The sequence below is a fragment of the Sulfurimonas sp. genome (genome assembly GCF_041563035.1).
Lineage (GTDB): Bacteria > Campylobacterota > Campylobacteria > Campylobacterales > Sulfurimonadaceae > Sulfurimonas.
Genome location: NZ_JBFFNS010000006.1, coordinates 21583 through 34434, shown reverse-complemented (window position 1 = coordinate 34434; position 12852 = coordinate 21583). Strand labels below are relative to the sequence as shown.

The 12852-nt window shown below is 34.5% G+C and carries 12 protein-coding genes; 10 read left to right on the top strand and 2 right to left on the bottom strand.

The annotated features are described in order from the left end of the window. The first annotated feature begins 20 nt into the window (after positions 1-20). From ABZC13_RS05960 to abc-f, 5 genes are all read left to right on the top strand, one after another. Positions 21-1376 (top strand): OprD family outer membrane porin, encoded by a 1356-nt coding sequence (locus tag ABZC13_RS05960; protein WP_373001326.1) that lies wholly within the window; start codon positions 21-23, stop codon positions 1374-1376. A 130-nt stretch (positions 1377-1506) separates the two neighbouring features. After that, complete coding sequence (locus ABZC13_RS05955; protein WP_373001324.1) at positions 1507-1692, top strand: TraR/DksA family transcriptional regulator; 186 nt, start codon at positions 1507-1509, stop codon at positions 1690-1692. A 3-nt stretch (positions 1693-1695) separates the two neighbouring features. Next, the gene (locus ABZC13_RS05950; protein ID WP_373001322.1) at positions 1696-2190 is read left to right on the top strand and encodes a SprT-like domain-containing protein; all 495 of its coding nucleotides are present in this window, start codon (positions 1696-1698) and stop codon (positions 2188-2190) included. A gap of 11 nt (positions 2191-2201) precedes the next feature. Then, the gene (locus ABZC13_RS05945) at positions 2202-2483 is read left to right on the top strand and encodes a hypothetical protein (RefSeq protein ID WP_373001321.1); all 282 of its coding nucleotides are present in this window, start codon (positions 2202-2204) and stop codon (positions 2481-2483) included. 65 nt (positions 2484-2548) lie between these two features. Then, on the top strand, positions 2549-4489 hold the full coding sequence (abc-f, locus tag ABZC13_RS05940) for a ribosomal protection-like ABC-F family protein (protein WP_373001319.1): 1941 nt from the start codon (positions 2549-2551) through the stop codon (positions 4487-4489). Between the two features lie 25 nt (positions 4490-4514). Here the strand turns inward: abc-f and ABZC13_RS05935 are convergent, their stop codons facing one another. After that, complete coding sequence (locus ABZC13_RS05935) at positions 4515-5867, bottom strand: class II 3-deoxy-7-phosphoheptulonate synthase (RefSeq protein ID WP_373001505.1); 1353 nt, start codon at positions 5865-5867, stop codon at positions 4515-4517. A gap of 148 nt (positions 5868-6015) precedes the next feature. Here ABZC13_RS05935 and ABZC13_RS05930 point away from each other — a divergent pair, with 148 nt between their 5' ends. The 4 genes from ABZC13_RS05930 to lysS all read left to right on the top strand — a co-directional run bounded on the left by ABZC13_RS05930 (position 6016) and on the right by lysS (position 9685). Next, positions 6016-6930, top strand: coding sequence for a GGDEF domain-containing protein (locus tag ABZC13_RS05930; protein ID WP_373001317.1), 915 nt, complete (start codon positions 6016-6018; stop codon positions 6928-6930). Position 6931: 1 nt separating this feature from the next. Beyond that, the gene (locus ABZC13_RS05925; protein ID WP_373001315.1) at positions 6932-7552 is read left to right on the top strand and encodes a CvpA family protein; all 621 of its coding nucleotides are present in this window, start codon (positions 6932-6934) and stop codon (positions 7550-7552) included. Between the two features lie 2 nt (positions 7553-7554). Beyond that, positions 7555-8028, top strand: coding sequence for a Fur family transcriptional regulator (locus ABZC13_RS05920; protein WP_373001313.1), 474 nt, complete (start codon positions 7555-7557; stop codon positions 8026-8028). Positions 8029-8170: 142 nt separating this feature from the next. Further along, positions 8171-9685, top strand: coding sequence for a lysine--tRNA ligase (lysS, locus tag ABZC13_RS05915; RefSeq protein WP_373001311.1), 1515 nt, complete (start codon positions 8171-8173; stop codon positions 9683-9685). 235 nt (positions 9686-9920) lie between these two features. Here lysS and ABZC13_RS05910 read toward each other — a convergent pair whose 3' ends face one another. Then, positions 9921-11411 (bottom strand): sensor histidine kinase, encoded by a 1491-nt coding sequence (locus ABZC13_RS05910; protein ID WP_373001309.1) that lies wholly within the window; start codon positions 11409-11411, stop codon positions 9921-9923. A 190-nt stretch (positions 11412-11601) separates the two neighbouring features. Here ABZC13_RS05910 and ABZC13_RS05905 point away from each other — a divergent pair, with 190 nt between their 5' ends. Beyond that, on the top strand, positions 11602-12849 hold the full coding sequence (locus ABZC13_RS05905; protein ID WP_373001307.1) for a serine hydroxymethyltransferase: 1248 nt from the start codon (positions 11602-11604) through the stop codon (positions 12847-12849). Positions 12850-12852 lie beyond the last annotated feature (3 nt).

The window sequence follows — 12852 nt, the reverse complement described above, 5'->3', positions numbered from 1 at the left end:
AAAAAACAAGGGATGAATAAATGAAAAAGATAGCTATCTCAATAGCAGCACTTGCAGGAACTATGGTTCTTCAAGCAGCAGATGCTCCAAAAGTAGAAGAAACATCACTACTAAGCGGCGGAGTTGTTTCAGGACAACTAAAAGCAATGCACATTATCAGTGATAAAGATAATGCTTGGACACCAAATGACGGTAGTGGTTACTTGGGTACACTAAAATATGTAACTCCTGAGGTTCTGGATGGTCTTAAATTTGGAGCTGCTTTTTATATCAATGGCGATACCGGTCTTACTAAATGGGATGCCGGTAAAAAAAATGCACTTGGTATGTTTACAGCTACACAAGGACAAGATAAATCAGAACTTGGTCAAGCTTACGTAGAGTATAAAAACGAGATGCTTTCATTTAAAGGTGGGCGTCAAATTTTAAATACACCACTTACAAAGATCAAATGGTCTCTAATGCCAAACTTCTATGATGCCTACATGTTAGGTACAGAAAAAGTTACTGGTTTTTCATTTAATCTTGGTCATATTACAAGAATGTCTTACGGTTCTAGAGCAGCGACAGACTGGAGTCTGATCGGTGAGAAAACGGGTACAGCAGGTGTAGCAAGACCTATGGAGACACAGGCTGCTGGAGGTATAGTTCAAGCAGAATTTCACAGTCTTGCAGAGGGTGCTGGAATTGCTACCAATACAGCCGGCATGACAGTAATTGGAGCAACATACAAAGGCATTAAGGGTTTAAAAATATCTCTTTGGGATTACTATGCTTGGGATATTGCAAATATGATTTATGCTGATATTGATTACAAATTTCCTGTAGTTAAAGGTACAAACCTTACACTAAGTGCTCAGTATCTGCAGCAAAGTGAAGTTGGTGATAAACTAGCTGGAACATTAAACTATAGCTTGATGGGTGCAAAAGCGAAAATAGGCAATAAAAAATGGTCTGTTTATGCTGCTTACAATCAGTCAAATGATAAAGAGAACAGTGCGACTTCATTAGCAAAAAGTGGTTTCTTAAATGCATGGGGTGCTGATCCTGCTTATACTAGTTCACTATTTTCTCGTAATGCTTATAGACAAGATGTTAGTGCATACAAAGTTGGTGGACACTATACAATTATGAAAGGCTTAAAGATAATCGCGAGTTATGCTAACTACGGTAAGTCTAAAACAATTGGTTATAAACCAACAAACTTAACTCCGAACAATGATGCAACTGAAGCTGATATTATCCTAGCTTACAAACCGACAAAAGCATGGATGCTAAAAGTATTTAACGCAATTAGAACTAGTGAGTACGATAGTAGTGCTACAGCAGAGAAGAAAATGAATCACTTCCGTGCTGTAGCTTCTTATGACTTCTAATTTATAAACATTTCATTCTTCATCCCAATATCAACTTATAGTGGTATTGGGTAAGCAATATTTTTCTCCTGTTCCGGTACCTTCTTGTCCAAGGTATCGGATATATATTTTTTTTTGATATACTCTCAATATGACTAAACTGCAAAAAGAACATAACAAAGATAAAATCATACAAAATCTTACAGCTATTCAAAAAGTAGATAGAGATGATTATGGTATCTGTGCAGAGTGTGAAGAAAAAATTATCTTTGGTCGCCTGATGCTACTACCTGAATCAACTCACTGTGTTTCTTGCATCTCAGAGTTAAACCTATAAAATATGTTTACAAAAAAACTAGAAATATTCTTTTTAAGTATTATAGTTATCGCTATTTTAATGCTCTCTAAAAACTACTACGACAACTATATTTTCTCAACTAATGACATACCAGATAGCTATAAACAACGCATTATAGATAAAGAACAAGAGGTACTTCAACTAATGCAGAGTAACTACGGCTTTTCTTTTAGAGTTCCCATCATTGTGACAGACAAATTTAAAGGAAAACTATATGGAATCACTGCTTATAAGAATGGTGATATAAAAATATACCTAAACAAGAAAGTGATGCAAGAGAGTATGGACTATATGGTCGATAGTGTTATAGCGCATGAGTATGCTCACGCTCTTATTTTTAAGCTGGGGATAAGAGATAGTAACAAAGACGGCCACTCAAAAGAGTGGCAGCAAGCCTGTGAAAACCTCGGTGGTATGAAATGTGAGCAGTATGTAAACTCTCACGATGTAGTTATGGGAAAACTCCCCTTTAAATAATGGAAAATAAAATGGACTATGAGTTTGAAGAAGATGCAGAACCTACTTGGCTGATAAAACAGCGTGAAGATGCACTGATAGCTGAAAAAGCCTATGCTAAAAATGAAAAAATAGTATATAAGAAAGGTGACCAAGTAGGAAATTTTCTATTTGTCCAATATAACAAGTTTAAAAACCGTGCTACCTTTGAGTGCCAAGAATGCGGAAGAAAATTTACATATAACATCTACTCAATCAAAAATAAAAAACGCTGTAAATGGTATAAGTTCCACGACAGGAAGTTTAAGCAATAAAAGCACCTATTAACCATATACTCGATATTATTAGATAAATTTAATTAAAGAAGTCTGAAAATTATATGGCATTAATCGACCTACAAAATATTTCAAAACACTACTCAGCACAAAAGATTTTAACAGAAGTGAATTTTCATGTAGATGAGGGTGAACGTATAGTTATCATCGGTAAGAATGGTAGTGGTAAATCTACTCTAATGAAGATAGTAAATGGCACACTAGACCAAGATGGTGGTGAAAGAATCACGCGTAATGACTTAGAAATCAAGATGCTAGACCAAAGACCCAACTTCAAAGAAGGTCATACAGTTAGAGAAGCTGTTGAAGATGGACTAAGAGAATTAAACATTGCTAAAAATAGATACAGTGAACTATCACTACTTTTAGCAGATGATTTTGAGAACAAAAAACTTATTGATGAGCATGAAAATCTATCTCGCTACATCGAACATCATAATGCTTGGAACTTAGATGATAAGATAGAGCGTATCATTCAGCATTTTGATTTAAAGCAATACGAAGACAAGCCCATAATATTACTAAGCGGTGGTGAACAACGTCGTGTAGCGTTAGCTTCTCTACTTCTTCAAAAACCGGACATTTTACTACTTGATGAGCCTACCAATCACCTTGATGTATACATGGTTGAGTTTTTAGAAGAGCTTATTTTAAAAGAAAAATTTACGCTTGTTTTTATATCTCACGACAGATACTTTATAGATAGAATCGCTACTAAGAGTATAGAAGTTGAAGATTGCGCCCTAAGAGAGTACAGTGGTGGTTACAGTGACTACTTAACACAAAAAGCAGAACACATCCGAACACTGCAAAAACAGCATGATAATCTACTTGACATTCTAAAAAGAGAAAATGCATGGTATGCAAGAGGTGTTAGAGCAAGACTTAAAAGAAACGAAGGTCGTAAAGAGAGACTTATGACTTTGCGTGATGATGCCAAGAACAATCCAGCAAAAATAAGAAAGATGTCAGTAGAGCTTCAACGCGAAGCGAAACATTTTAACCGCGATAAAAGCATCAACAAACAAAAAATGCTCTTTGAAGTAGAAGATTTATGTCTTACACTTGGGAATAAAGAACTGCTAAAAGACTTTACAACTCGCATACTTCAAAAAGACGTTATAGCCATAGTAGGTCCAAATGGAAGTGGTAAATCAACACTGCTTAGAGCACTGCTAGGACGCTTAAAACCAACAAACGGTAAGATCAAGCAGGGTGAGTTTAAAATAGGATATTTCGACCAGCATAGAGAGATGCTTGATGATGATAAAAACCTTATGGAAACCTTTTGTCCTCACGGCGGTGATAGAGTAAGTGTCCGCGGTAAAGATATGCACGTCTATGGATACCTAAAGAACTTTCTCTTCCCTAGAGAATTTTTAGAGAAAAAAGTAGGTGTACTTAGTGGTGGAGAAAAAAATCGTATTGCACTTGCCCTGCTCTTCACTAAAGATGTTGATATCTTGATTTTGGATGAGCCAACAAATGATTTAGATATTCCAACCATCAACATTTTAGAAGAACAATTAACAAACTTCTCCGGAGCTGTCATCATTGTTAGTCACGATAGATATTTTGTAGATAAGATTGCAAAGAAATTATTTATATTTAAAAAAGACAAACACATAGAAGAGTCTCACCAACAATACTCAGAATATCTGGAACTTGAAAAAGAGTTAAAAGAGCTTGATGAAATGGAGGCTGCTGCTAGTGTTAAAGAAGAAAAAGTTGAAGTAAGAGAAAAAATAAAAACTCTAAAATTAACTTTTAAAGAGAAAATTGCACTAGAAAAGCTACCTCTAGAGATAGAAGAACTTGAACTACAGATGGAAAAGAAAAATAAATGTCTTGGGGACCCAAAATGTTATGAAGATATAGGTATAAGTCAACTTGCATCTGAACTAGGAAAATTAGAAGAGGAATATGAGCAAAAAATTGAAGAACTTTTAACTATACAAGAGAAGGAAGAAGAGATAAACTCTTGAAAGAGTTTATCTAAAAGGTTTTATACTATTTTTTTGCTTCTTTTAAAGTATCTGCGATTAAAAATGCAAGTTCTAAAGATTGGTCAGCGTTTAGTCTTGGATCACAGTGAGTATGGTAACGAGAACTTAGATCCTCTTCTGTTACAGTAAATGAACCACCGATACACTCTGTAACATTTTTACCAGTCATCTCTAAGTGCACACCACCGCCTATAGTACCTTCAGCTTTGTGAACTTGGAAGAACTGTTTCATCTCAGTTAATATAGAATCAACCGGACGAGTTTTATAGTTAGTTGATGATTTAATAGTATTGCCATGCATTGGGTCACAGCTCCACAATACTTTCATACCTTCTTTTTCTACTGCACGAATAAGTTTTGGCATACCTTCGCCAACTTTATTTGCACCCATTCTAACGATCACGTTAAGACGACCTGCTTCATTTTCAGGATTTAGTGTATGACAAAGTTTTATTAAGTCTTCAGGATCCATACTTGGTCCAGCTTTAACACCGATAGGGTTTTTAACACCTTTTAGGTACTCAACATGTGCACCATCTAGTTGACGAGTTCTATCACCGATCCATAACATGTGAGCAGAAGTATCATACCAGTCACCTGTTATTGAATCTTTTCTAGTGAAAGCTTCTTCATATGGAAGTAAAAGAGCTTCATGAGATGTATAGAAGTCTGTCTCTCTAAGGTTTCTATATGTTTTGGATGTGATTCCACAAGCTTGCATAAACTTTAAAGAATTCTCAATCTCTTGAGCCAATTTTTCATACTTTTGTGAAACTTCAGTTTTATGAGCAAAAGCAAGATTCCATTTATGTACTTGATGTAAATCTGCCAAACCACCTGTAGCAAATGCACGAAGTAGATTTTGAGTTGCTGCTGCTTGGTTATAAGCTTTAATCATACGTTCTGGATCCGGAACACGGGCTTCTGGAGTAAACTCTACACCGTTAATAATATCACCACGGTAAGAATCAAGTGTAATACCGTCAAATGTCTCTGTATCACTAGAACGAGGCTTAGCAAACTGACCGCCTAGACGACCTACTTTAACAACAGGGACACCGCCTGCATATGTCATAACTACTGCCATCTGCATTAAAGCTTTAAACGTATCACGGATATTATCAGCATGAAATTCACTAAAGCTCTCAGCACAATCTCCACCTTGTAGTAAGAAAGCATTTCCTTCTACCACATCAGCAAGTTGACTCTTAAGTCTCTGTGCTTCTCCTGCAAATACAAGTGGTGGATAGTTCTCTAACTCTTTTAAAACTCTGTTTAATTCATCTTTGTTTGGATAAGTTGGTTGTTGTAAAATTGGCTTTTCTCTCCAACTGGTAGGACTCCAAATACTCATAATAAAACCTTAAATTTATAATTTTTGCTATTCTACATTAAAACACCTAAAATAGCTCTGATTAGGTACAAATAATATTATATCTACTCAACAAAAGCTTTTTTTATGCTTATCCTAGTATAATACCAGAATATTTTACTAGGATATAGCTATGCAAAAAGATGAACTAATATCTCTCGCTAACGAAATGTGTAAAGAACTTCAAGCAATGATAGATGAGGAAGAGGAAGCGACTAAAGAACAAGTTGCTAATTATCTTCAAGAATCTGCTCAACTAATCATGAACGTTAGTGATGAAGATATGAGTAGTGCCGGTTTTGCAGAGACTCTATTTCATAATGCCTACAAAGACATAGCAAATAAAAGCTTATCTTCATATGCAAATACAAATGCAAATATACAAAAACTTACTAAGATGCATGAGAGAACACTCATGGAATGTAATGCACAACATATCGATTTACCTTCACTTACAAGTAAATTTGATGAAATTCAAACTCACATGAGTGATGAAGTTAAAAAAGCAAATGAAATTATTTCACAACTAACAAACCAAGTAAAAACCTTAGAAGAAAAATCAAATTTAGACTCACTTACAAAAGTATTCAACAGACGTGCTCTTTCTTCTTATCTTAAAAGTGTATGTTCAAACAATGAACTCCCGTATGAATTTCATATGCTTATTTTAGATATTGATGATTTTAAAAATATTAATGATAAGTATGGTCATGTAGCCGGAGATAAAGTCTTAATTTTTATAGCAAACATTCTAAAGAAAACTCTTAGAGATGGGGATAAAGTATTTAGATATGGTGGTGAAGAGTTTATAATTATCTTAAACCGTATTGATGATGCTCACTGTAAAAAAATCACTAACAGACTTCTTGATCTTGTTAGAGGTAATAAGCTTATCTATAAAGGTGAAGGACTTAGAGTTACTATGAGTATCGGAACTACAAGATACGCTAAAGGAGACACTCCTGACTCTCTAGTTGCCAGAGCGGATAAAGCTCTTTACAAAGCTAAAAACAGTGGGAAAAATCAAATGTATGCGGAAATGAAATAGTATGGAATTTAACTACTTTGATTTAATAGCCTCAGTTATCATTTTAATGCTGGGTCTAAAAGGAATACTTAATGGGTTTTTCAAAGAAGTTTTCGGACTTGTTGGAATTATCGGTGGTATATTTGTAGCCTCACGTGTTGGTGATTCTGTTGGACAAGCACTAAGCGATATGATTTTCAAATTTGAAAACAGTGCTGCTATAAGTTTTGCAGGTTTTTTAGTAACACTCGCAATATTCTGGATTTTTATGATCGGTATAGGATATATATTTAAAAAGCTTAGTTTGCTTAGCGGTCTTGGAATTTTTGATAGAATACTAGGATTTGTATTTGGTGCCAGTAAGTTCTTTTTAATCGCTGCTGTAATTGCCCATGCTGCTTATAATATTAAAGCTGTTAAGTCTACTTTAGAAGCTCCTATGGAAAATAGCTTTTTATTTCCTGCTTTAGTTAGTACCGGTGCCTTCATTATGAAACTTGATCCGGTTGAGATAAGTGATGATATAAACAAAAGTATAGACAAGGTTACTGATGAAGTAACTAAGAATGTAAAAACATCAACTCAAGAAATCGTAGAAAAAACAAAAGAAGAAATAGAATCTAAGATGCAGGAGAAAAAATAATTATGCCAACAGTAACAACTGATTTTAATGATAGAACTATTGAGTATGAGCAACTATTAAGTGACTTTAAAACTCTTTTAAAAAAGAACTCTCTAAAGTTTACAATTCAAAGAGAAGTTATACTAGAGACTCTTTACAATTCTGATGAGCATCTAACACCAGAATCACTGCATCACCTTATACAAGAGAAGTTTCCAGACTTAAAGACTGGAATAGCTACAGTATACAGAACTCTATCACTGCTAGAAGATTCTAACATGGTTACTTCACTATCATTTGGCGCACAAGGTAAAAAATATGAACTTGGTGCAAAAAATCACCATGATCACCTTATCTGTACAGAGTGTGGAAGTATTACAGAGTTTGTTGACGAGCAAATAGAAGATAGACAACACCATATTGCAAAAGAACTTGGATTTGAAATGGAAGACCACTCAATGCAAATTTATGGCATCTGTTCAAGCTGTCAAAGCTAACTAAGCACTCACGAAGTAAAGTTTCTCTAAAGATAGATAATCTGCTTCATAAAGAACCTAGCTTTAGTGACCACAGCGGTCCAAGCGTAGTAAAATAAGCTTTGCTTATTTTATGTAATAAATTAAGTAACAAGGAAATATATTGGCTTTTGAAAATAAGTTTATACAACAAAGAATAGAAAAAGCACAGCTTTTAAGAGAAGCTGGTTTTAATCCATATTCAAATGACTCTCACAGAAACACAACTATTGAAAAATATTTAAATGTAAACTCTGATGTAGCAGAAAAAGAAGATCAAAGAGATGAGAACCGTCACTACTGCGTAAGTGGTAGAATCAAGCTTCTTAGAATTATGGGTAAGGCAAGTTTTTTAAAGATTGAAGATGAGAGCGGTATGCTTCAGGTATATGTAGCAAGAGATAATCTACCAGAAGATTTTTACAATACTATTTTCAAAAAGAACATCGAAGTTGGTGATATCATTGAAGTTAACGGTTACCCTTTTGTAACTGGAAAGGGCGAGCTATCACTTCACGCGACAGATCTGAAACTTTTAACTAAGGCTATTGCACCTCTTCCAGAAAAATTTCACGGTGTTACAGATAAAGAGATCAGATATAGAAAAAGATATTTAGATCTTATTATGAATGCTGATGTTCGTAAGACATTTAAAATTCGTTCAAAAGTTATTTCACTTACTAGACGTTTCTTTGAAGACAAAGGTTTCTTAGAAGTTGAAACTCCTATGATGCATCCAATTGCAGGTGGAGCAAATGCTAAGCCCTTTGTTACTCATCACAATGCACTTGGAATAGACAGATTTTTAAGAATTGCTCCAGAGCTTTACCTGAAGAGACTAATTGTTGGTGGATTTGAAGCAGTATTTGAGATAAACAGAAACTTTAGAAATGAAGGTATGGACGCTACTCATAATCCTGAATTTACATCTATTGAGTTCTACTGGGCTTACAAGACTTACAAAGATTTAATAAAAATAACAAAAGAGTACTTTGAATACCTTTTTGATCACTTAAATCTTCCGACTCTGCTTCCTTACGGTGATATGGAAGTTAATTTTGATAACTTTACTGAAGTTCCACTCATAGAATCACTGACTACTATTGGTGGTGTTCCACTTGACGTTGTAAACAATAAAGAAAAAATTGTAGAATTTTTAAAATCTAAAAATCTTACTGTAAAACCTGGAATGAACTTAGGTCAACTTCAAGGAGAACTTTTTGATGAGTTTGTTGAAGAAAAACTTATTGATCCTACTTTTATTACTGAGTATCCAGTAGAAATATCTCCTCTTGCCCGCAGAAGTGATGAAAATCCTGCTATTACAGAGAGATTTGAACTTTTCATTGCGGGTCGTGAGATAGCTAATGCATTTAGCGAGTTAAATGACCCTGTTGATCAGTATGAAAGATTCAAGGGTCAAGTAGATGCTAAAGATGCCGGTGATGATGAAGCTCACGAAATGGATGAAGATTTCATAGATGCCCTTAGCTATGGAATGGCTCCTACAGCTGGTCAAGGTATCGGGATAGATAGACTTGTTATGCTTTTAACAAATGAGCACTCCATAAGAGATGTTTTATTGTTCCCGGCAATGAAACCTGTACACAACGAAGAAAAAACTGCAGAAGAAGAGTAGAACCACTCTCAAATTTAAAGGGCATTTAACTTTGCCCTTTTTCCATCCAAAACAGACACAAATACAATACTTTCATTAACTTTCCTTATTAATAAATAATTACGATACAATGGATGCAATATCTTAAATTAAGGAGATTATTATGGCAAAAGGTAAGGATGTTCAGAAATCTGCTAAAACAGCAGCAACTAAAACTTTAAAAGAAAAAAGAGAAGAAAAAAAAGCTAAAAAAGCTTCAAGAGGCTAAATATTTTTTTTCTTCTTTCTTTGCTAAAGGGATTCTAATCACGAAAAGTGCACCTTCTTTGGAGCTAGATGCTTCTATGGTGCCGTTAAATTTTATCTCGACAATTGTCTTCGTTATAAAAAGTCCAAGTCCGGTTCCTTGCGATGGATGCTTAGTGGTGAAGTATGCATCAAATATTTTATCGACAATATTAGAATCAAATCCTCCGCCGTTATCATGAATTTTAATGATGTTATTTTCATTTTCAACCATACACTCTATAGTTATTCTGCCATTCTCTTTATTGCTGTTTGTTATAGCATCTACAGCATTATGCAATATAATCAATATAGCCTGTTCTATTTCGCTTATAGATCCATATGCAACAGATGATTTATCAAGATTCATTACAATAGATATCTTTTTATTGTCAAACATGCTATCTAGTAACTGTAAACTTTCTGTTATAGCTCTTTCAATGGAAAATATTTCAATATTTTTTTCATTATGATCTTCACTAAGAAAATTTTTAAACACATCAATTGTTTTTGACATAAAAACTACCTGATTGTGAATTTCTTTAAAAAGTTTTTCCTGATACTTGGAATCTATTTCTCCCATCATATTTTTGATTGTTAAATCAGTCATACATAGTTCAACTACATTAAGAGGCTGTTTCCATTGATGAGAGATGTTACTTATCATCGTTCCCATTTCAATAAATCGTGATTGCTTAAGTAAAAAAGCATCTTTAGCTTTGTTATTTTCTTCTTCGATGGCTTTTTCTCTCATTGCATCATCAATATTTTGCTGCATTTGCTTAAACCCATTTACAATCTCAAATATAACATCATCTTTGTTTAATGTGAATGATTTAAAAACAAGCTTATCACCTGGCATATAGCCTTTGATCTCTGTTGCAATCCTGCTCAACGGCATTAACAAGCCCTTTAATAATCGCATTTCCAAATAGAAATACAGAGTCAATATTATGGCAAAAAGGACTCCGGCTGTGGTGTATTTCGCAGAGAGTTCTTTCAACATATAATTACTATTAACAATTTCAAGGGTACCCATATTATTTTTAGAAAGATCATTTTCCGGGCTGTAGACATCTTTTTTATACTCTATATTGTATGAATCTCCTGCTATGTATTCTGGTGTCTTACTCTCAGACACAAGTAATCCGTTCTTATCCTTAAAAGCTATATACTCAAGCTTATAGGCAATAAGCATATTTTTTAAGAACTCATCCATCTCGGAGCTATCTGCCTGATTATTTATAAAATACCATACACTTACTCTAGGGGTTAAAGATTCAGCAATTATTTCAATATGTGTGTTCTCTGATTGCATAAAAGTATCGTTAACTAGCTTATATATAAACGTGCCACCAGCAACTATTATCAAAGACAAAGCGAGAACAATAAACATAAATAGCTTTCGCTGCAAGGAAACAGCACCAAGCGATTTTATAAATTTTTTACGTAAAATAGTCATTTAAAATACCGCACTTTATCTCTTTGATTTATATCTGTCTCATATTATAGCATACCAGACAACATACAATAATATTAAAGGTTAAAATAGTCTACAAAAAGTGAATAATTTCATTCAAATTATCATTCAGTCTTTTATTATCATATTTTTTGTATAATCGCCATATTTAATTTACAAGGAATTTTGTAACATGAGTTTTTTAAAAGAGTACGATAGTGAAATATTTGAGCTATGCGAAAAAGAGTTAGAGCGTCAAACTGACCACTTAGAGATGATTGCATCTGAGAACTTTACACTTCCTGCTGTTATGGAAGCTATGGGTTCAGTTTTTACAAATAAATATGCTGAAGGTTACCCTGCGAAACGTTATTATGGTGGTTGTGAATATGCTGATGGCGTTGAGCAATTAGCAATTGACAGAGCATGTGAACTTTTTGGATGTAATTATGCAAATGTACAACCTCACTCTGGTTCTCAAGCAAATGCTGCTGTATATGCTGGTCTATTAAAAGCCGGTGACAAACTTTTAGGTATGGATTTAAGTCATGGTGGTCACCTTACTCACGGTTCAAAGCCAAGTTTTTCAGGTCAAAACTACCACTCATTTACTTATGGTGTTGAGCTTGATGGCCGTATAAACTATGATAGAGTAATGGACATTGCTCAGATTACTAAACCTAAAATCATCGTATGTGGTGCTTCTGCTTACGCTCGTGAGATAGACTTCAAAAAATTCCGTGAGATCGCTGATGCTGTTGGTGCAATTTTATTTGCTGATATCGCTCACATCGCTGGTTTAGTTGCTGCTGGTGAACACCCTAGTCCATTCCCATATGCTGATGTTGTAACTACTACAACACATAAGACTCTTGCTGGTCCAAGAGGTGGTATGATTATGACTAATGATGAAGATATTGCTAAGAAAATGAACTCAGCTATCTTCCCTGCACTTCAAGGCGGACCGCTTGTTCACGTTATCGCTGCAAAAGCTGTTGGTTTTAAATACAACCTATCTCCAGAGTGGAAAGAGTATGCTAGACAAGTAAAAGCAAATGCTAAAGTACTTGGTGAAGTTATGATGAAACGTGGATATAATGTAGTTTCTGGCGGAACAGATAATCACTTAATACTAGTATCTTTTGTAGGTACTGATATTTCTGGTAAAGACGCAGACATTGCTCTTGGTAATGCTGGTATAACTATCAATAAAAATACTGTACCTGGTGAGACTAGAAGTCCATTTATAACTTCTGGAATTCGTGTAGGTTCTCCTGCACTTACATCTCGTGGTATGAAAGAAAAAGAGTTTGAGTTAATAGCTAATAAGATGGCAGATGTTCTTGACGATATTAACAACACTGAACTTCAAGCCAGTATTAAAGAAGAACTGAAAGCTTTAGCTCAAAACTTTGTAATTTATAATCAACCAACATATTAAGGT